At 64.2% G+C, this 18,379-nt stretch carries 16 protein-coding genes, 1 pseudogene and 1 riboswitch; of the genes and pseudogenes, 9 read left to right on the top strand and 8 right to left on the bottom strand.

The window, feature by feature from the left end; all coding sequences use genetic code 11:
* Positions 1-24: 24 nt before the first annotated feature.
* The 4 genes from F604_RS0106315 to F604_RS13240 are packed head-to-tail and all read right to left on the bottom strand — an operon-like array spanning position 25 to position 3,156.
* Positions 25-1,338: a cobyrinic acid a,c-diamide synthase CobB gene (locus F604_RS0106315; protein WP_019550903.1), complete on the bottom strand. Its 1,314-nt coding sequence runs from the start codon at positions 1,336-1,338 to the stop codon at positions 25-27.
* A 4-nt stretch (positions 1,339-1,342) separates the two neighbouring features.
* Complete coding sequence (locus tag F604_RS0106310; RefSeq protein ID WP_026329024.1) at positions 1,343-1,942, bottom strand: protoglobin domain-containing protein; 600 nt, start codon at positions 1,940-1,942, stop codon at positions 1,343-1,345.
* Positions 1,943-1,968: 26 nt separating this feature from the next.
* Positions 1,969-2,685, bottom strand: coding sequence for an RNA-guided endonuclease InsQ/TnpB family protein (locus tag F604_RS13245; protein WP_019550901.1), 717 nt, complete (start codon positions 2,683-2,685; stop codon positions 1,969-1,971).
* A 51-nt stretch (positions 2,686-2,736) separates the two neighbouring features.
* A complete protein-coding gene (locus F604_RS13240; RefSeq protein ID WP_019550900.1) occupies positions 2,737-3,156 on the bottom strand; it encodes an RNA-guided endonuclease InsQ/TnpB family protein in 420 nt (139 codons plus the stop codon).
* Positions 3,157-3,389: 233 nt separating this feature from the next.
* On the opposite strand from F604_RS13240, the gene F604_RS0106300 reads away from it, so the two are divergent.
* The 5 genes from F604_RS0106300 to F604_RS0106280 all read left to right on the top strand — a co-directional run bounded on the left by F604_RS0106300 (position 3,390) and on the right by F604_RS0106280 (position 10,756).
* Positions 3,390-4,895 carry an alkaline phosphatase gene (locus F604_RS0106300; RefSeq protein ID WP_019550899.1) on the top strand — a complete coding sequence of 502 codons (1,506 nt, stop codon included), beginning with the start codon at positions 3,390-3,392 and terminating at the stop codon, positions 4,893-4,895.
* Between the two features lie 221 nt (positions 4,896-5,116).
* Positions 5,117-5,260: riboswitch (cobalamin riboswitch) on the top strand.
* A 210-nt stretch (positions 5,261-5,470) separates the two neighbouring features.
* Positions 5,471-5,827, top strand: coding sequence for an acyl-CoA thioesterase (locus F604_RS0106295; protein WP_038031025.1), 357 nt, complete (start codon positions 5,471-5,473; stop codon positions 5,825-5,827).
* 48 nt (positions 5,828-5,875) lie between these two features.
* Positions 5,876-8,119, top strand: a complete 2,244-nt coding sequence (gene metE, locus F604_RS0106290; protein WP_019550897.1) for a 5-methyltetrahydropteroyltriglutamate--homocysteine S-methyltransferase — start codon at positions 5,876-5,878, stop codon at positions 8,117-8,119.
* A complete protein-coding gene (locus F604_RS0106285; protein ID WP_026329022.1) occupies positions 8,103-9,071 on the top strand; it encodes a ribonucleotide-diphosphate reductase subunit beta in 969 nt (322 codons plus the stop codon). The genes metE and F604_RS0106285 overlap by 17 nt, the downstream gene beginning before the upstream one ends.
* 14 nt (positions 9,072-9,085) lie before the next feature.
* A complete protein-coding gene (locus tag F604_RS0106280; RefSeq protein ID WP_019550895.1) occupies positions 9,086-10,756 on the top strand; it encodes a ribonucleoside-diphosphate reductase subunit alpha in 1,671 nt (556 codons plus the stop codon).
* 28 nt (positions 10,757-10,784) lie between these two features.
* On the opposite strand, the gene surE is transcribed toward F604_RS0106280, so the two are convergent.
* Positions 10,785-11,519 carry a 5'/3'-nucleotidase SurE gene (surE, locus tag F604_RS0106275; protein ID WP_019550894.1) on the bottom strand — a complete coding sequence of 245 codons (735 nt, stop codon included), beginning with the start codon at positions 11,517-11,519 and terminating at the stop codon, positions 10,785-10,787.
* 115 nt (positions 11,520-11,634) lie between these two features.
* Between surE and F604_RS11980 the strand changes: the two are divergent.
* Both F604_RS11980 and F604_RS0106265 read left to right on the top strand, forming a co-directional pair.
* Positions 11,635-12,406: pseudogene (locus F604_RS11980) on the top strand (aminotransferase class I/II-fold pyridoxal phosphate-dependent enzyme).
* On the top strand, positions 12,403-14,379 hold the full coding sequence (locus F604_RS0106265) for a cobyric acid synthase (protein ID WP_019550893.1): 1,977 nt from the start codon (positions 12,403-12,405) through the stop codon (positions 14,377-14,379). The pseudogene F604_RS11980 and the gene F604_RS0106265 overlap by 4 nt, the downstream one beginning before the upstream one ends.
* Here F604_RS0106265 and cobO read toward each other — a convergent pair.
* Genes cobO through cobT form a run of 3 tightly spaced genes read right to left on the bottom strand, consistent with a single transcriptional unit; the run spans position 14,376 to position 16,630 of the window.
* The gene (gene cobO, locus F604_RS0106260) at positions 14,376-14,939 is read right to left on the bottom strand and encodes a cob(I)yrinic acid a,c-diamide adenosyltransferase (RefSeq protein ID WP_019550892.1); all 564 of its coding nucleotides are present in this window, start codon (positions 14,937-14,939) and stop codon (positions 14,376-14,378) included. The two genes, F604_RS0106265 and cobO, sit on opposite strands and share 4 nt — an antisense overlap.
* A complete protein-coding gene (locus F604_RS0106255) occupies positions 14,918-15,613 on the bottom strand; it encodes an adenosylcobinamide-GDP ribazoletransferase (protein ID WP_019550891.1) in 696 nt (231 codons plus the stop codon). Before F604_RS0106255 ends, cobO begins: the two co-directional genes overlap by 22 nt.
* A gap of 3 nt (positions 15,614-15,616) precedes the next feature.
* Entirely contained in the window at positions 15,617-16,630 is a 1,014-nt protein-coding gene (gene cobT / locus F604_RS0106250; RefSeq protein ID WP_019550890.1) for a nicotinate-nucleotide--dimethylbenzimidazole phosphoribosyltransferase, read from the bottom strand.
* Between the two features lie 25 nt (positions 16,631-16,655).
* Between cobT and F604_RS0106245 the strand changes: the two genes are divergently transcribed.
* Complete coding sequence (locus tag F604_RS0106245; RefSeq protein ID WP_019550889.1) at positions 16,656-17,174, top strand: histidine phosphatase family protein; 519 nt, start codon at positions 16,656-16,658, stop codon at positions 17,172-17,174.
* Entirely contained in the window at positions 17,171-18,040 is an 870-nt protein-coding gene (cbiB, locus tag F604_RS0106240; RefSeq protein ID WP_019550888.1) for an adenosylcobinamide-phosphate synthase CbiB, read from the top strand. The genes F604_RS0106245 and cbiB overlap by 4 nt, the downstream gene beginning before the upstream one ends.
* Positions 18,041-18,379 lie beyond the last annotated feature (339 nt).

Raw genomic sequence — 18,379 nt, 5'->3', positions numbered from 1 at the left:
CCACGCTTGTGCCCTCCCTCTCCGCTAACCTTCTGCAAACTGCAAAAAGCGCGCAACCCCTCGAGGCCAGGCCGGCAGGTACAGGTGGACAAAACTCCCCAGCACCCGCCCATCCGTATAGCCCTCCCTCTCCCCCGTATCCAGCCGCCGCCAAGCAGCCATCGGAGAAGGCTCCATCCGGGCATAGTGGAACTCGTGCCCCTTAACCACCTCCCCCCTTCGCGCCCAGGGGTTATCCCTTAAGGCCTCCACCTCCCGGTAGCCCAGCACCGGATGCTGGGCCATACGGGCTTCCCCGGGAACCAAGCCCACCATGGGGAAAACGTTTCCCTCCACCCAAAGCCCCTGGGAGAGGTACATGTACCCCCCGCACTCGGCCACGATGGGGCCGGGAAAACGGCGGATAGCCTCCCTTATGGCCCGGTTTTCCGCAAGCTCCCGGGCGTAGAGCTCGGGGTAACCGCCCCCCAGGAGAAGGGCCTGGGCCTCGGGCAAAGCCGGGTCCTCTAAAGGGCTAAAGGGAACAAGTTCAGCCCCCAGGGCCTCCAAAAGCTCCAGGGCCTCAGGGTAGTAGAAGCGGAAGGCCTTATCCCACGCGTAGGCCACCCGGACCCGGGGAGGCCTCCTATCGGGAAGGAAGGGCAAGGCCTCGGGCAGGGGCGGGGCAGCGGCAGCCAGGCGCAGGATTCCTTCAAGATCCACCTGGAGAGCCCGGGCCAGGGCCTCGAGGGGCGGCCGCACCTCCCCCGCCAGCACCAGGCCCAGGTGGCGCTCGGGGACTTCCAAACTAGGATCCTGTGGAAGCCAGCCCAAAAGGGGCAGGCCCACCTGGGACAGGGCCTCCCGCAAAAGCTCCGCGTGACGGGCCGAGCCCACCCGGTTGGCAAAGACCCCCACCACCTGGACCGCGGGGTCAAAGGTGCGAAAACCCTGGACCAAAGGGGCGATGGAGCCCGCCATGGCGGAGGCATCCACCACCAGGACCACGGGAGCCCGCAAGAGCCTGGCTACCTGGGCGGTGGAGCCCTCCTTTCCCAAGGGGTCTTTGCCATCGAATAGACCCATCACTCCCTCCACCAAGGCCAGGTCCGCCCCCTTAGCCCCGTGCTGGAAGAGGGAAAGGAGCCCCGAGGGGTCCAGGAAAAAGCCGTCTAGATTGTACACCCTGCGCCTCGAAGCGGCCTCGAGGTGGGTGGGATCCACGTAGTCGGGCCCCACCTTGAAGGGTTGCACCTTCAGGCCCCGTTCCCTCAGGGCCAAAAGAAGGGCTAGGGCCACCGTGGTCTTCCCTGCCCCCGAATGGGGGGCTCCCAGGACCAGCCGGGGAAGGCTAAGCATGGCTTTAGCTTGGGGAAAGGTTTCTTAGCATTCGGGCCCCTTCTTCCTGGGCCCTTTGCAGAAACATCCCCACCTCCACTCCTTCCGCCTGGGCCAGGGCCTCGAGGTAGGCGTGGAGATAGCCTTCGGAGATCAAGGCCATTACGGTAAAGCCCAGCCGGCGCCAGGCATCCGCCAGGACCTGGGCTTCCTCCTGGGAAAGGTGCTCCCGGGCCAGGCGGGAGACGGTATCCACCACCCAGTTCCACATGGCGGCCATCATGGCGTTGGTCACCCCCCGGCGCACGTGCACCAGACCCACCAGGGTCTGCCAGGCGAAATACTGCCCGTTGAAGGGGCCCTCCACGGTGCGCAGGTACCAGTCCCTTAGGGTCTTCTCCCGGGCTGGCCTCTCCCCTTCCCGGAAGATGGCCCGGGTGGCGGGGTGGGCGAAGAGGGTGTCGTAGAAGCCCTGGACCACGGCGTCCACCCAAGACCTCATGGCCTCCTTGTGGCGGGCAAAGGTCTTGGCGTCCTCGAGGGGGCGGAAGCGAGCCTGAGGAGGAAGCTGGGACCAGAACTCCTGGGCCAAAGCGTAAAAACGGCCGAGGCTCTTGTCGGTCATGGGTACCATAGTGACGACTCCCCGGACTAAAGTCCAGGGCTTCTCGGGGTGTTTCCCTGCGGGAAAGCACGCGGGGTTTCCCCCGAAGGCCCCGTCCAGGCCTTTGCCAGGATGTTTTGAGCGGCGGCCACATCCCGGTGGAGAAGCGCCCCACACTGGGGACAGGTGTACGCCCGCACCCAGAGAGGCTTCTTCTCCCTATGGCCGCACACCGGGCAGTCCTGGCTGGTGTACTTGGGGTCTACCTTGATGACTCGCCTACCAGCTTCTTCCGCTTTGTAGGCGAGGATTGCGAGAAACTGGGCCCAGCCCGCATCCTGTACGCCCTTGGCTATATGGGAGCGGGAAAGGGCTTGAAGGTTCAGGTCTTCGTGGACGATGGTTCCGTAGCGGTTTACCAGCTTCCTGGCTACCTTGTGGTGGAAGTCCCTGCGCTGGTTGGCGATCTTGCGGTGCAGTCTGGCTACCCGCCTTCTGGCCTGACGGCGGCGGTTACTGCCCCGCTTTTTCCGGGCAAGGCTGCGCTGGGCGGTGGCGAGTTTAGCCTGCGCCTTCTGGAAGTACCGAGGGGCCTCTACCATCTCCCCTTCCGAGGTAACGAGGAAGTGGGGGTTGGTGCCCAGGTCTATGCCGATGGCCTCCTCGCTTGGAGGCAAAGGCTTGGGGTCCACCTCGGTGATGAAGATGATGTACCAATGCTCGCCTTCCCGCTTAACCGTCGCCGTCTTGATCTTCCCTTCCAAAGGGCGGTGGAGCTTGACCTTGACGGAGCCAATCCCGTGGCTGCTTTCCCGTCAGGGAAACACCTTGAGGAGTACACGCCTTTCCCCATCCTGGAGCTTGACCCCGGTAGTCCCGGCCTGGGGGAAGGTAAAGGAGTCGTAGCGCCCCTTCCCCTTGAAGCGGGGGTAGCCTGCCTTACCCTTCTTGGCCTTGAGCCTCTGGAAGAAGCCTTGGAAGGCTTTGTCCACCCGGTGAAGAACATCCTGGAGCACCTGGGAGTGGACCCTTTTGTACTGGGGCAGTTCCTCTCGTATCTGGGGCAGGTACCTCTTCTGTTGGTAGAGGCCGACACTTTTCCCGGCCTTCTTGTAAGCATCCCTACGCTCCTGCAAGGCCGCGTTGTAGAGGTGGCGGCACAGCGAGAGGGTGCGCTCCAGGTCTTTTTGTTGGGGCTGGGTGGGGTACAGGCGGTATTTGAAGGCTTTGCGCATGGCTGGCTTCTTCTACACAGTACCAAATCCGTGTCCACCTGTGGTGGACGTGGGGGAGCTATGCGGCCGCGTGCGGCCGCAATCCCCGGTTTGGTCAGCCTGTGTCACGCGTTAGCGTATCTTGAGGGCTATCTTGGAAACCGGGGGATTATAGCTCCCCCACACCCCCACTTTTCTCTAACCCTTGATCCGGCTATGACACAGGGTGCCTAGCCTACTCTTGGAGGTGAGCCATGAAGCGAAGGGATATCCTCAAAGGCGGTTTGGCGGCAGGAGCCTTGGTCCTTCTCCCCAAGGGTGGAGCCCAGGGAGCACCCCAGAACGTTCCCAGCCTCGGCCGGAGGTACCGGAACCTCATTGTTTTCGTCTATGATGGTTTCTCTTGGGAAGACTACGCCATCGCCCAGGCCTACGCCCGCAGGCGCCAGGGGCGGGTCCTTACCCTGGAAAGGCTCCTGGCCCGCTACCCTAACGGGCTCATCAACACCTATAGCCTCACCAGCTACGTCACCGAATCCAGCGCTGCCGGCAACGCCTTCTCCTGCGGGGTCAAGACGGTCAATGGCGGTCTAGCGGTACATGCCGACGGCACCCCCTTAAAGCCCTTCTTTGCCGCAGCCAAGGAGATGGGGAAGGCTGTGGGGCTGGTGACCACCACCACCGCAACCCATGCCACCCCCGCCAGCTTCGTGATTTCCAATCCCGACCGCAACGCCGAGGAGAGGATCGCGGGCCAGTATCTGGAGTTTGGGGCCGAGGTCTACCTGGGGGGCGGGGATCGCTTCTTCAACCCCGAGAAGCGCAAGGACAAGAAGGACATGTATGCCGCCTTCGCTCAGGCAGGCTACGGAGTGGTCCGCACTCCCGAGGAGCTGGCCCGCTCCAACGCCAGCAAGCTCCTTGGCATCTTCTCTGACGGCCACGTGCCCTACGAGGTGGACCGCCGCTTCCAGGGGGTGAAGGTACCGAGCCTCAAGGAGATGGTGCAGGCCGCCTTGGCCCGCTTGGCCGCCTACCGCAATGGGTTTGTCCTCCAGGTGGAAGCCGGGCGCATTGACCACGCCAACCACCTCAACGATCCCGCCGCCACCTTGTGGGATGTGCTGGCGGCCGACGAAACCCTGGAACTCCTCACCGCCTTCGCGGACCGGAACCCCGACACCCTCCTCATCTTGGTATCCGACCACGCCACGGGCACGGGGGCCCTGTACGGAACGGGCAGAAGCTACCTGGAAAGCAGCGTGGGCCTGGACCTCCTGGAAGGCCAGAAGGCCAGCTTTGAGCACATGCTGCGTGTCCTAGGGAACAACCCCGACCCCAGCCAGGTAAAGGAAGCCTTCCGGACCATGAAGGGCGTGACCTTGGAGGACGCCGAAGCCCAGATGGTGGTGGAGGCCATCACCAAGAAGGTCCACCGCCCCGATGGGGTGCGCTACGGCGTCCAGCCCAGCAACACCCTTTCCTGGGCCATGGTGCAGAAGGACGCCAAGAAGCCTGACCGGCCCAACATCGGCTGGAACTCCGGCCAGCACACGGCAAGCCCGGTGATGCTGGCCCTTTACGGCCAGGGCCTCCGCTTCCTCCCTCTGGGCCTCTTGGACAACACCCATGTCTTCCGGCTGATGGGCGAAGCCTTGGGCATTCGCTACCAGAACCCGGTTATGTCCGAGGAAGAGGCCCTCGAGGTTCTCAAGGCCCGCCCCGTGGGCATGGCTCACCCCGAGGACATCTGGGCCTAGGGCCATGCTCCCCTGAACCCCTTAAACGCTCTCGGGGCAGGAAACTTGGCAGATGCTCCTTCCTTCAGGCCGCCACCTTAGGCGGCCTGTTATATTTTGGCTCCGAGGCACGTCCCACCAGGGCTCCTCGGACAAATCCCCGATTCCCAAAAGGGGAAGCCTAGGCCTATTGACCTGGGATTCAAGATATGGTAGCTTCACTGGTAAGACACCCAAGACTTAGGGTGTCTTGGCCGCGATGCCAGGCCGACAGGCCTGGACGCCACCAGGCGGTGGGGGAAGTCCGGTGCAAGTCCGGCGCTGTCCCGCAACGGTAACCGGCTCTGTCCGGAAGCCCGAGTACCCGCTTCGCGGCCTTACCCCGTAGCCCTCGAGGCAAGGGTGAAGGTGGTGATGCCTGTGGGACCTTAGACTCCTAACCCCCCAAAACCCGGTGGCCCAAGGACCTTGGGCCAGGCGACCTTAGGCAAGTTCTTGCCCAGCACGGGGTTACTCCCCTTGGGCAGGTAGAAGGGATGATTTAGCTTTTACGGGCCCAAAGACGGCCCTGGAGGTCCGTGGTGAAGGAAACGCGCATGGTCTACCCGGTTTTCCCTGGGGAAACCAACCATTACGGGACCCTTTTTGGCGGCACCGCCATGGCCTGGATGGACCAGGCAGCCTTCGTGGCCGCAACCCGCCACGCCAGGCGCAAGGTGGTGACGGTGCACTCGGATGCGGTGGACTTCAAGCGCCCCGTGCCCCTGGGCTCCATCGTGGAGCTTGTAGCCCGGGTAATAGAGGTGGGCCGCACCTCCATGCGGGTGGAGGTGGAGATGTGGGTGGAGCCCATAGAGGTGGGTAGGGAACCCTACCTGGCAGCTAAGGGCGGATTTGTGCTGGTGGCGGTGGACGAGGTGGGGCGGCCGGTTTCCGTTCCCCCTCTTTCCTAACTCCCAGTGGGCCACCCTACCCTGGTCATGGGAAAGTTGAGGTAAGCGATGCGGGAAAAATTCCATGCGTCTTTAGAAGGCAACATCCGGACCCTGGCTTTTGGCCTTCCCCGGCTGGGCCCTAACCGGGAGTACAAGCGGCTTCTGGAAGCCTACTGGCAGGGCTCCTTGCCGAGGGAGGAGTTCCTCCAGGCCCTCGAGGACCTCGAGGGTCTCAGGATGGCCACCTATCGGGAACACGTGGACCTTTATCCAGCAGGGGAGCTCAGCCTGTACGACCCCATGCTGGACCTGGCGGTGGCCCTTGGGGTCTACCCCGTGGAACCTTTTGACCTGGAAGGCTATTACGCCCTGGCCCGGGGCAAGGGGGCCCTTCCCCTTAGGAAGTGGTTTGGCACCAACTACCACTACCTGGTCCCCCGGCTTCCGGAAAAACCCCGCTACACCCCCAGGCGGGGCTTTTTCCCCTATCCTGTTGGCCAAAAAACCCCAGGCTCGGCGGAAGGCCTTCCCACCCTGCTCGGTCCCTACACCCTTCTGCGCCTGGCGCAAAACCCCCCCGAGAGGGTGGAGGACCACCTCGAGGCCCTGGTGGAGGCCTATGCGGAGCTTCTTGAGCCTTTTGCCGGCACCCTCTTCCTCCTCCAAGAACCGGCCCTGGGGTTGGATGGGGTGGAACGGGACCTACCCCACCTCCTGAAAGCCTATGCCGCCTTGGCAAAGAGGGTACCGTTGGTCCTTCTCAGCTACTACCTGCCCCCGGCTTCGGAGGTGGTTCGGAGCCTGGCCAACCTTCCCTTGCGGGGCCTTGGGGTCTTCCCGGTAGGGGAAGCCCTGCCCAAGCTACCCCCAGGAATGGCCCTGGTCCTAGGGGTGGTGGAGGGGCAAGGCGTGTGGCGAACCCATCTCCTGGCCCTAGGAGGGATCCTGCCCCTGCTAGAGGGGCAGGAGGTCTGGCTGGCCCCTAAGGCACCCCTTTTCCATCTGCCCTGGCGGGTGGATGAGCCCTTGCCCAAGGCCCTCGAGGGCCGGCTTGCCTTTGCCGTGGAAAGGCTACAGGAACTTTCCCTCCTCAAAGAGCTCTTGACGGATGGGCAAGGCCCAGCAGGCCACCTCGAGGCGGCCACCTCGCCCTCAAGGGCATACCAAGCCGCCAGGGCCTGGTACACCCCGCCTCCCGCCTGGGAGCTCCACCCTTCTCCCCCACCTCCCCCTAGGCCCCCCCTGGAGGTGCGGCGCCAGGCCCAGCAAGACCTCGGCCTCCCCCCCTTCCCCACCACCACCATCGGCAGCTTCCCCCAGACGGGGAAGCTCAGGGAACTTAGGAGGCGCCTGCGCTCAGGGGAGCTGGACCAGGCCGCCTACTGGGAGAACATCAAAAAAGCCATCGAGGAAAACATCCGGTTGCAGGAGGAGCTGGGCCTGGACGTCCTGGTCCACGGGGAACCCGAACGAAGCGACATGGTGGAGTTCTTCGCCGAACGCCTACAGGGCTTTTTCATCACCCAGAAGGGTTTCGTCCTTTCCTACGGAAGCCGGGTCTGGCGCCCTCCCATCCTCTTTGCCCCTCCCCGGCGCCAAGAACCCCTGGTGCTTCGGGAAACCCTCTACGCCCAAAGCCTAACCGCCAAGCCCGTGAAGGCCATCCTAACCGGCCCCATCACCCTGGCCGCCTGGAGCTACCTGCCGGAAGGGGTTAGCTTCCCTGAGGCGGTCATGGCCCTGGCCGAGGCCCTAAGGCAGGAGGTGCGGGACCTGGCCGCCCGTGGAATCCGCTTTGTCCAGGTGGACGAGCCAGCCCTTCTGGAAAAAATGCCCCTCAGGCGGGAAGAGCAGCCCAGCTACCTAAAACTTGCCCAGGAGGCCTTCCATCGGGTGGTGGGCGATCTGGAACCCAAGGTACAGGTGCACCAGCACCTCTGCTACTCCGATTACGCCGCCTTAAGGCCTTTCCTGGAGGCCATGGACCCCGACGTGGTGAGCGTGGAAGGAGCCCGGCAGGACCCAGCCTTCCTCCAAAGCCTTAAGGACCTTCCCCTAGAGATCGGGCCCGGGGTATTTGATGTGCACACGCCAGAGGAAGCCACGGTGGAGGAGATGCTCACCCGCCTCCAGGGCTATCTCAACTTCTTTTCCCCGGCCTCCTTGTGGGTAAACCCCGACTGCGGTCTAAAAACCCGTAAACCCCAGGAGGCCATCTCGAACCTCAGGAACATGGTGGAGGCCGCCAAGCGGCTTCGCCAAGCCCTAGGTGGAAAATCCCCAGGAGGTGGCCATGCTCACCGAACCTAGACCCCACTACCGGCCCTACCAGTACCCAAAGCTCCTGGCCTACCGGGACGCCATCCGGCACAGCTACTGGCTCCACACGGAGTTCAGCTATGCGGCAGACGTCCAGGACTACGCCCTGGCGGATCCTGAGGTGCGCTCGTTGGTGGAGCGCTCCCTTCTTGCCATCTCCCAGGTGGAGCTTTCCGTGAAGCTCTTCTGGGCCAAAGCCTACGAGGTTTTCCCCAAGCCCGAGATCGCCGAGGTGGGCATGACCTTTGCGGAAAGCGAGGTGCGGCATGCCAACGCCTACGCCCACCTCCTGGACCTCCTCTCCCTGGAAGAGCGCTTCGCCCAGGCCCTCGAGGAGCCAGCCCTAAGGGATAGGCAAAAGGAGCTTTCCCAGGTCTTGGCCCGCTCGGGAAAGGGGGACCTCAGGGAGTACGCTAAAGGCCTCCTTCTCTTTTCCGCCTTCACCGAACACGCCTCCCTTTTCTCCCAGTTCTACGTGCTTATGGCCCTGAACAAGCGCCTTGGTCGCTTCAAGGGGATCTCCAATGCCATCGAGGCCACCAGCAAGGAGGAAAACCTGCATGGGCTATTCGGGGTGGAGCTTCTTCGCATCCTAAAGGAAGAGCGCCCCGACCTCTTTGATGCCTCCTTCACCGAGGAGGTCCTCAAGCGGGTCCAGGCTTTCTTCCAGGTGGAGGAAGCCCTCTTGGACTGGATGTTTGCCAAAGGGGACACGGAAGCGGTGGGGCGGGATGAGGTCTTGGAGTTCCTGAAATGGCGGTACAACCAAGCCCTTTCCCTCCACGGCTTCCCCGCACCCTTCACTGTTAAGGAGGAAGCGCTTAGGGACACGGCATGGTTTGACCTAGAGCTTTTGGCGGACAAGGAAGTGGACTTCTTCAACAAAAGGAGCGTGGCCTACGCCAGGAGGGTGCAAAGCTTTGACCCGGACAGCCTGTTCTAAAGAGGGGGACGAGGATGCTAAAGACCAAAAGGGAGTACAAACCGTGGTACTGGGCCAACGAGTGGACCCGCCTCTACATGAGCCGGGGCTACCTTCTCCCTGGGGTGACGGTGGAGAAGAGGGTGAAGGAAATCGCCGACCGGGCGGAGGCCCTGACCCGCATCGAGGGCTTCTCCCGCAAGTTCCAGGAGTACATGGCCAAGGGTTGGTACTCCTTGGCCACCCCCATCTGGGCCAACTACGGCCTCAAGCGGGGTCTCCCCATCTCCTGCTACGGCACCTACGTGGAAGACGACACCGCCTCCATCCTGAGGGCGGTGGCGGAGATCGGCATGATGAGCAAACAGGGTGGGGGCACCTCGGTTTACCTGGGGGCCCTTCGCCCCAGGGGAGCCCCCATCCGGGACAACGGGGAAAGCAATGGTTCCTACGCCTTTGCTTCTCTCTTCGACCGGGTGATCGAGGTGTTCAACCAGGGTTCCACCCGCCGGGGGCAGTGCGCCGCCTACATCCCCATAGAGCACCCCGACTTTGAGGAGTGGCTCAAGATCCAGCGGGAGGGGAGCGAGATCCAGTCCCTCTTCTTTGGGGTCACCGTGGGGGATGCCTGGATGGAGGAGATGATAGGAGGGGATAAAAGGAAGCGGGAAAGATGGGCCCAGGTGCTGAAGAGCCGGGCCGAAGTGGGCATCCCCTACCTCTTCTTCCGGGACAACGCCAACCGCCAGGCTCCGGAGATCTTCAAGAAGTTGGGGAAAACCATCCACGCCTCCAACCTGTGCACCGAGATCATGCTCCCCTCAGGACCCGATGAAAGCTTTGTCTGCTGCCTTTCCTCCTTAAACCTCCTCCACTTTGACGAGTGGAAGGACACCGACGCCGTGGAAACCTTGACCATCTTCCTGGATTCGGTGCTGGACGACTTCATCGAGAAGGCGGAGGGCATCCCCTACATGGAGCGGGCGGTGCGCTTCGCCAAGCGCTATAGGGCCATCGGCATCGGGGTCTTGGGCTGGCACAGCTACCTGCAGTCCCAGGGGATACCCCTGGAGAGCGCCGAGGCGATCTTCCTCAACGGCCTGGTGTTCAAGACCATAAGGGAGAAAGCGGAGGAAGCTAGCCGCTGGCTCAGGAAGCGGCACCCTGAGGACGAGCTGGCCGAGGTCATGGAAAGGCGCAACGCCACCCTCCTGGCCATCGCCCCCACCAAGAGCAGCTCCTTCATCCTGGGGCAGGTTTCCCCCTCCATCGAGCCCTACACCAGCAACTACTACCTCAAGGACCTGCAAAAGGCCCGAATCGCCTTCAGGAGTCCCTTTTTGGAGGAGCTTCTCCAAGCAAAGGGAAAGAACGAGGAAAAAGTGTGGCGGAGCATCCTGGAGAGGAATGGCTCGGTACAGCACCTAGACTTCCTTTCCGACGAGGAGAAGGACGTGTTCAAGACCTTTTCCGAGATTTCCCAAAAGACCCTGGTCAACCTGGCCATCGCCCGGCAGAAGTACATCGACCAGGGCCAGTCCCTGAACCTGGTGATCCACCCTGAGGCCCCGCCCAAGGACGTGAACGAGCTGTACCTGCACGCCTGGAGGGGCGGGCTCAAGGCCCTTTACTACCAGTTCAGCGCCAGTGCGGCCCAAGCTTACAGCCGGGACCTCCTCCTTTCCTGCCGGGCCTGCGAGAGCTGAAAAGAAGGCGGGCGGGACCTGAATAGGGCTAATCGTGGGCCAAAGCCGGCTGGAGCTTGGCCTCGTCGGTGAGGTCCAGCCTAAGGGGGGTGGCGGCGATGAACCCCTGCTCCACCGCCCAGCGGTCCGTTCCCTCCTCCGCCTCCTTTAGGGGCCTGGCGGCAAACCAGTAATGGGGGCGGCCCATGGGGTCCTCACCCTCCACCACCACCCCCTCGTAGGACCGCACCGACTGCCGGGTCCAGAGGAAGCCCTTGGGCCGGTGGGGCAGGTTCACGTTCACCAGGAAGGGTCGCTCCAGCCGCAGGAGGGTTTCCAGCACCCGTTCCACCCAGGGCCTCAATGCGGAGAAATCCGGGCCCGCCCCGTTCATGGGGGTGCTGAAGGCGGCGGCGGAGAGGCCAAAGAGCCTTCCCTGCTTGGCCGCGGCCACCGTACCCGAGTGCCAGATCTCGTGGCCCAGGTTGCTCCCCAGGTTGATCCCGGAGAGGACCAGGTCCACGGGGCCAAAGAGGTGGAGGCCCAGGGCCACGCAATCGGCCGGGGTGCCCCGCACCCGGTAGGCGGGGAAATGGGGCCCCGGCAGGGGGGCCGGATGGGGAAAAGCCCGGACGGGGTGGGCAATGGTGATGGCATGCCCGACCCCGCTTTGCTCCACGTCGGGGGCCACCACAAAGACCTCGCCGAAGCGGCTGGCCGCCTCCGCCAAAGACCAGAGCCCTGGGCTGAAAATCCCGTCGTCGTTGGTCACCAGAATCCTCATGCCCCCACCCTAAGGGCGCTTTGTCAGCTCACCATCAAGCAATGGCCCAAGGTCCCACGGAACCTCAGTGGTCCAGGCTAAGGCGCTGCCCTGAACCCTAGCCTAACATGGAGGCATGTTGGACGATGTCCTGAGGCCCATCCACGGAGGTCCCGACGGGGGCCCTGAGCCCTTATACGACTTCTCCACCAACGCCAACGCCTTGGGGCCTAATCCCGTGGTCCTCGAGCACATCCAGGCCAAGGACCCTAGCCCTAAGGCTCTTGCCACGAAGCTCCATAGCCTTCCTCTGCCTCCCCAATAACCCCACGGGGGAGGTCTACCCCTTCCTGGAGGAGGCGGTGAGGCGGGCGGGAGGAGCCTTGGTGCTGGACCTGGCCTACTTCCCCCTAATGGAAACGCCCCCTTCCCTACCCCAAGGGGCTTGGCTCCTCTATAGCCCCAACAAGGCCCACGGCCTTACGGGGGTGCGGGCCGGGTACCTGGTGGCTCCCTTGGACCTCACGGTTTTCCAGAACCTGGCCCCCTCCTGGCCCGTATCCGTGTACGGGGAAGGGCTTTTGGAGAGGCAACTGGACCCCAGGGCCCAGGCCTGGCTGGAAAGCACCCGTAAAGAGCTTCACCGCCTGAGGGGACTTCTGGCCCAGGGGCTTAGGGAGTTGGGCCTCGAGGTGCGGGAAAGTCCCGCCAACTTCCTGCTGGTACGGGTGGGCCGGGCCACGGAGGTGGCCAGGGCCCTCAGGGAGAAGGGCATCCGGGTGCGGGACGCCACCAGCTTCGGCCTGCCGGAGTGGCTAAGGCTTTCCGCCGGGCGGGAGGAAGTCATAGGGGCCCTCCTGGAGGCTTTGGCCCAGGTTCTGGCCAAGACGAAAGGGGTTTCCCGGTGAAGGCCAAGGCGCTCGTCATCTGGGGCACGGGAAGCGGGGTGGGGAAAAGCTTCCTCACCGCCGGGCTCCTTCGGCATTTCCGCCGCCTGGGCCTTAGGGTGGCTCCCTTCAAGGCCCAGAACATGTCCAACCACGCCCGGGCGGTGGCGGGGGGCGAGATGGCCAGCGCCCAGTGGGTCCAGGCCCAGGCGGCGGGTGTCCCTCCCGAGCCCCGCATGAACCCGGTTCTCCTAAAACCCATGGGGGAACGGGCCTCCCAGGTGATCCTCCTGGGCCAGGTTAGCCCGGAACTTTCGCGGCTTTCCTGGGCCGAGCGGCGGGCCCACCTGGATGGCGTGGTGCAGGAAGCTTTGGCGGGGCTTCTTCAAGATTACGAACTGGTGGTGATCGAGGGGGCGGGAAGCCCCGTGGAGCGGAATCTCTGGCCCGATCTCCCCAACCTGAAGGTGGCCGAGTGGGCAAAGGCCAAGGCCCTCCTGGTGGCGGATGTGGACCAAGGTGGCTCCCTGGCCGCCCTCTACGGCACCTGGGCCCTTCTGGGGGAGCACAGGCCAAGGCTGGTGGGGTTTATCCTCAACAAGTTCCGGGGGGATCTGGAACTTCTAAAACCCGCCTACCGCCTCCTCCAGGACTGGACTGGGGTCCCGGTACTGGGCACCCTGCCCATGCTGGGGCTGGAGCTTCCCGAGGAAGATGGGTTCCGCCATCGCCCTAGGCCTGGCCCGGGCCCCAAGGTGGCCGTCCTTCGCTACCCCTATGCCTCCAACCTGGACGAGTTTTGGCCCTTGAGCGAGCTCGCCCACCTGGTCCATGCCCGCACCCCCAAGGAGGCGGAAGGGGCCTGGCTCCTCATCCTTCCGGGAAGCCGCCTCCCCAGCGAAGACCTCCCTTGGCTTAGAGACTTCCTGTCCCTGATCCAAAACCACCTGGCCCAAAACAAGCCGGTGCTGGCGGTCTGCGGCGGGGCGGAGATGCTCTCGGAGCCTATTTTGGACGAGGAGGGAGTGGAAAAGAGGGGCCTTTTCCCAGGCCTCGGCCTCCTTCCCTTCCAGGTGCGCATGGAAAAGGCCAAGACCGTTTTCGGCCGGCGGGTAAGACTGGAGGGACTGACGGGCTTTTGGGGTAGCTTAAACGGCCTCCAGGTGGAGGGCTACGAGATCCACCATGGCCAGGGCCTCCCCCTTCTGCACCAGGAAGGCTCCCTCCTCGCCACCTGGCTCCATGGCCTTCTGGAAAACCCCGGGGTGCAACGGGCCCTCTTCGGCCGGGAGGCCAGAGGCCTCGAGGAGGCCTTGCAGGAACTGGCGGACGCCCTGGAGCGCCATCTGGACCTGAAGGCCCTCCACCGCGCCCTAGGGCTTTTTGGCAAGGCAAAACCCCTGCCCTCCATGCCGCAAAGCCCGGATCCCCCACAAGGCCCCTTAGCGAGCCGGAGTCCCGATCCGCATGACCCTCGCCCCGGCTTGGTCCTTCTCCTGGGTGGGGCGAAAAGCGGCAAAAGCCGCCACGCCCAGAACCTAGCGGGGCCCTTCGCCACCCTCATCGCCACCGCCGAGGCCCGGGATGAGGAAATGGCGGAAAGAATCGCCCGCCACCGGGCCGAACGCCCCCCCACCTGGGAGATCCTGGAGGAGCCTTTGGACCTGGCGGGAGCCTTAACAAAGGCCCGCTACCCCACGGTGGTGGTGGACTGCCTGACCCTATGGGTCTCCAACCTCCTGGAAAAGGGCCTGGACCCCCTGGAGGAGGCCAAGCGGTTCCTTGAGGCATTGTTCGCTCCGCGAAGCAACGAGGCCCTCCCCCATAGCGGCAAGCGGGTCATCGCCGTCAGCAACGAGGTGGGCATGGGGATCGTTCCCGCCCATCCCTTGGCCCGCCGCTACCGGGACCTTTTGGGGGAGGTGAACGCCCTCTTCGCCCGGGAGGCAGAGGAGGTCTACCTCCTGGTGGCGGGCCGGGCTCTAAGGCTTTAGTGCTCCATTCCCGCCTGGGCCGGGATCCCCTGGTCAAAGGCGTGCTTCACCTTGCGCATCTCCGTGACCGTGTCCGCTAGGTGCAAAAGCTCCTCGGGAGCATCCCGCCCCGTCACCACCACGTGCACGTGCTCGGGACGCACCCTTAAGACCTCAAGGAACTCCTCCAAAGGAATCCAGCCGTAGCGCAAAGGGTAGATGGCCTCGTCCAGGACCACCAGATGGTAAGCGCCGGAGAGGATGGCTTCCTTGGCCCGCCCCCATCCCTCGTAGGCCAACCGGGCCGAAGCCAAAAGGTCGCGGCTTTTCCAAGTGAAGCCATCCCCCAATCCCTCCACGGGAATCCCCAGGGTCGCAAAGGCCCGGTGCTCCCCGAAGCGGGCCGTCTGGTGCTTGATGAACTGGAAGATCCTCACCTTCAGGCCCCGGCCATGGGCCCGAAGGGCCAGGCCAAAGGCGGCGGTGCTTTTCCCCTTGCCCTCCCCGGTGTAGACCAGAAGGAGGCCCCGTCTCTTTTCCGTGGGCCTGGCGTACGGCTTCACCCGCTTAGGGCTTTCCATAAGGCATAGCCTACCAGTCCCGAAAGCTCCCCCAAGGCGATCATGGCCCCCAGGACATCCCCGTTTAGCCCCCCCAGGCGGGCCACCGCCAAGCGGGCCACCCCATAGGCGGCCAGGAAAACCAGGAGGGCAGGCCAAGGGTAAAGGAGGGGAAAGGGCAGGGCCAGAAGGAAAGCGCCTCCCCAGGGACCTCCCCGGATGAGACCCGCCATTCCCGAATGCAGGAGGGGGTAGCGGTTTAAAAAGGGGAGGACGGCAAAGCGGGCAAAGCCGGGCAGGAGGAGGAGGAAAAGGGGTTCCCTCGCCAAGGCCAAGGCCTGCCAAAGAAGAAGAAGGTAAACCCCTCCCACCCCGAAGGCAAAGGGGCCCAGGTGAGGATCCTTGAGGATGCGAAGCCGCTCCTCTTTGGGCCTTGCGCCCAAAAGGGCATCGGCCAGATCCAAAAGCCCATCCAGGTGCAAAAACCCCGTAAGGCCCAGGAGGAAAGCCAGAAGCAGGGCAGCCAAAAGCCCATCGGGAAGGGGAAGTAAGGACAGGAGCATGAGGGGAAGCCCCAGGGCATAACCCGCCAGGGGGAAGAAAAGGGTACTCCTTCGGAAATCCTCCGGGGTGGCCTCCTTGGGAGCCAAGGGGAAGATGGTGAGAAGGCCTAGGGCCAGGCGCAAGGGGCGCATGGACTACTGGCGGTCGGAAACCCCCGCCTCCTCAAAGGTGGCCATGTGCAGGATGCGGGCCGCAGCCCTGAGGAGGGGCATGGCCAGCACTGCCCCCGTCCCTTCCCCCAGGGCCAGGTGGAGGTCCAGGAGGGGCCTTAGGCCCAGGGCCTCGAGGATGTACCGGTGCCCAGGCTCCCGGGAGAGGTGGCCCGCGAAGAGGTACTCCTTAAGCCCTGGCTCCAACCGGTAGGCCAGAAGGGCCCCAGCGGAAACGGGAAAACCGTCCAAAACCAAGGGCAAACCCTGACGGTACCCCTCCAGGTAGACCCCGGCGATGGCCACAAGCTCCAAACCCCCCACCTCCGCCGCCACCTCCAGGGGATGCTCACCGGGGCGCAGGCGGCTTAGGGCCTGGGCCACCGCCTCCCGTTTCCGCCTAAGGCCCTCCTCTCCCACCCCGGTGCCCGGGCCCACCACCCTTTCCGGGGAAAGGCCAAGAAGCGCGGCGGTTAGGGCGCTGGCCGCCGTGGTGTTGCCGATGCCCATATCCCCAGCCGCAAGAAGGGTGGCCCCTTGAGCGATGGCAATGCGGGCTGCCTCCTGGCCCGCCAGAAGGGCCTTTTCCGCCTCCTCCAGGGTCATGGCCGCCTCCCGGGCCAGATTCCCCGTGCCCGGGCGCACCTTGCGCTTTAGAAGCCCCGGGTGCTGGGGCAGGTCCCCCTTTACCCCCACGTCCAACACGTACACCCTGGCGCCTGCCACCTGCGCCAGCTGGTTGATGGCGGCCCCACCCCGAAGGAAGTTCAGCACCATCTGGTAGGTGACCTCCTGGGGGTAGGCGGAAACCCCTTCCGCCACCACCCCGTGGTCTGCAGCAGCCACCACCACCGCCCCCAGGCCCAGTTCCGGTTTCAGCCTTCCCTGGATGGCAGCAAGCCGCACCGCCACCTCCTCCAGGTGGCCCAGGGACCTAGGGGGCTTGGTGAGCCGTTCCATGCGCTCCCTTGCCGCCTGCAGAACCTCCTGGTATCCCATACGGCAGGAGTATAAGCTCTGAGGCATGGAGCTATGGCTGGTGCGCCACGGGGAAACCCTTTGGAACCGGGAAGGCCGCCTCTTGGGCTGGACCGACCTCCCCCTCACCCCCCTGGGGGAGGCCCAGGCCAAGGCCCTCCGAGGGGTTCTGCCGGGGCTTCCCGCCTTCAGCTCCGACCTGCTTCGGGCCCAAAGGACGGCGGAACTGGCGGGGTTTCAGCCCCAACCCGTCTTCGCCTTAAGGGAAATCCACTTCGGCCTTCTGGAAGGAGCCCTCTGGCAGGAGCTGGACCCCGCCTACCAGGAAGCCCTCCTGCGCTTCCAGGGCTTTGCCCCCCCAGGAGGGGAGAGCCTCGAGGCCTTCCAGGAGCGGGTCCTCCGCTTCCTGGAGGCGATCAAGGCCCCTGCGGTCCTCTTCACCCACGGAGGGGTGATCCGGGCGGCCCTAAGGGCCTTAGGGGAGGACGGCCTTGTCCAGCCAGGAAGCGCCGTGGTTCTGGACTGGCCTAAGCGGGTCCTGGACCGCTTGATTCCAAACCCGTGAGCCTCCTTCTGGCTCTTCTCTTGGACTTCCTCTTTGGGGAACCCCCTGCCCGGTTCCACCCCGTGGTCCTCATGGGCCGGTACCTGGCCTGGGCCTGGCCCCAGGTGCGGGGTTTCTGGACGGGGGCCTTCTACTGGACCCTGGGGGCCCTCCTCTTCACCCTCCCCGCCCTTTTCCTGGACCTGATCCTCAGGCCCTTGGCCTGGGGCTGGCTTCTTCTGGGGCTTTTCCTCAAGCCCCTCTTCAGCTTGAGGATGCTCCTTTGGGAGGTGGGTAGGGTGGAGGAAGCCCTGTCCTATGGGCCTCTGCAGGGGCCGGATTCCCTTGCAGAAGCCCGGCGGCGCCTAGCCCGGATCGTGAGCCGCCCCACAGAAGACCTTTCCCCAGAGGAGGTTCGGGAAGCCGCCTTGGAAAGCCTTGGGGAGAACCTTTCCGATAGCGTCATCGCCCCTCTCCTCTATTACGCCCTCTTGGGGCTGGCCGGAGCCGCCCTGTACCGGTACGCCAACACCGCCGATGCCATGTGGGGCTACCTCGAGCACGGAAGGAGGGGAGCGTTTGCCGCCCGGGCCGACGACCTTTTAAACCTGGTCCCGGCCCGGATCACGGGCCTTCTCCTTTGCCCTCCCCGGCTCTGGCCCAGGCTCCTCCAGGAAGCCAGGAAGACGCTTTCCCCCAATGCCGGCTTCCCCATGGCCGCCTTGGCCTTGAGGCTAGGGGTGCGCCTGCGTAAGCGGGGAGCCTACGCCTTAAACGCCTCTGCCCCCTCCCCCACGCCCAAGACTACCCACCAGGCCTTGCGGCTAGCCCTAGCGGTGGGCTACGGCGCGGGCTTCCTCCTGGCCCTTCTCACCCTGGGGCGGTAGCTAAAGAGCTTTTCCCCGTTGTCCCAAGGGGGGCTTGGGTGTATACTCCCGTATCGTGGCGCAAGGCAGTTTAGAGAAAAGAGGGGGTGTGGGGGAGCTATAATCCCCCGGTTTCCAAGATAGCCCTCAAGATACGCTAACGCGTGACACAGGCTGACCAAACCGGGGATACATGGGTCAGCGGTCACGCAAAGCGTACCTTGCAGCTACATGCGACCGAAGGGAGCTTAGCTCCCCCACGTCCACCACAGGTGGACACGGATTGGGTACAATGTTCTTGGGGACAAAGTTCCCCGTGGACCTTGAAACTTGGAGTAGGGGGTTCCATCGGGTAGTCCG

Source organism: Thermus scotoductus DSM 8553, from assembly GCF_000381045.1.
GTDB lineage: Bacteria > Deinococcota > Deinococci > Deinococcales > Thermaceae > Thermus > Thermus scotoductus.
This window is presented reverse-complemented; position numbering and strand designations above follow the sequence as displayed.

Excerpts from the sequence above, each read along its gene's own strand:
- F604_RS0106300 (WP_019550899.1), top strand. The coding sequence starts at position 3,390 with ATGAAGCGAAGGGATATCCTCAAAGGCGGTTTGGCGGCAGGAGCCTTG.
- metE (WP_019550897.1), top strand. The coding sequence starts at position 5,876 with ATGCGGGAAAAATTCCATGCGTCTTTAGAAGGCAACATCCGGACCCTG.
- F604_RS0106310 (WP_026329024.1), bottom strand. The coding sequence starts at position 1,942 with ATGACCGACAAGAGCCTCGGCCGTTTTTACGCTTTGGCCCAGGAGTTC.
- F604_RS0106295 (WP_038031025.1), top strand. The coding sequence starts at position 5,471 with ATGGTCTACCCGGTTTTCCCTGGGGAAACCAACCATTACGGGACCCTT.
- F604_RS0106280 (WP_019550895.1), top strand. The coding sequence starts at position 9,086 with ATGCTAAAGACCAAAAGGGAGTACAAACCGTGGTACTGGGCCAACGAG.
- cobO (WP_019550892.1), bottom strand. The coding sequence starts at position 14,939 with ATGGAAAGCCCTAAGCGGGTGAAGCCGTACGCCAGGCCCACGGAAAAG.
- F604_RS0106285 (WP_026329022.1), top strand. The coding sequence starts at position 8,103 with ATGCTCACCGAACCTAGACCCCACTACCGGCCCTACCAGTACCCAAAG.
- F604_RS13240 (WP_019550900.1), bottom strand. The coding sequence starts at position 3,156 with ATGCGCAAAGCCTTCAAATACCGCCTGTACCCCACCCAGCCCCAACAA.
- cobT (WP_019550890.1), bottom strand. The coding sequence starts at position 16,630 with ATGGGATACCAGGAGGTTCTGCAGGCGGCAAGGGAGCGCATGGAACGG.
- F604_RS0106245 (WP_019550889.1), top strand. The coding sequence starts at position 16,656 with ATGGAGCTATGGCTGGTGCGCCACGGGGAAACCCTTTGGAACCGGGAA.
- F604_RS0106315 (WP_019550903.1), bottom strand. The coding sequence starts at position 1,338 with ATGCTTAGCCTTCCCCGGCTGGTCCTGGGAGCCCCCCATTCGGGGGCA.
- surE (WP_019550894.1), bottom strand. The coding sequence starts at position 11,519 with ATGAGGATTCTGGTGACCAACGACGACGGGATTTTCAGCCCAGGGCTC.
- F604_RS0106255 (WP_019550891.1), bottom strand. The coding sequence starts at position 15,613 with ATGCGCCCCTTGCGCCTGGCCCTAGGCCTTCTCACCATCTTCCCCTTG.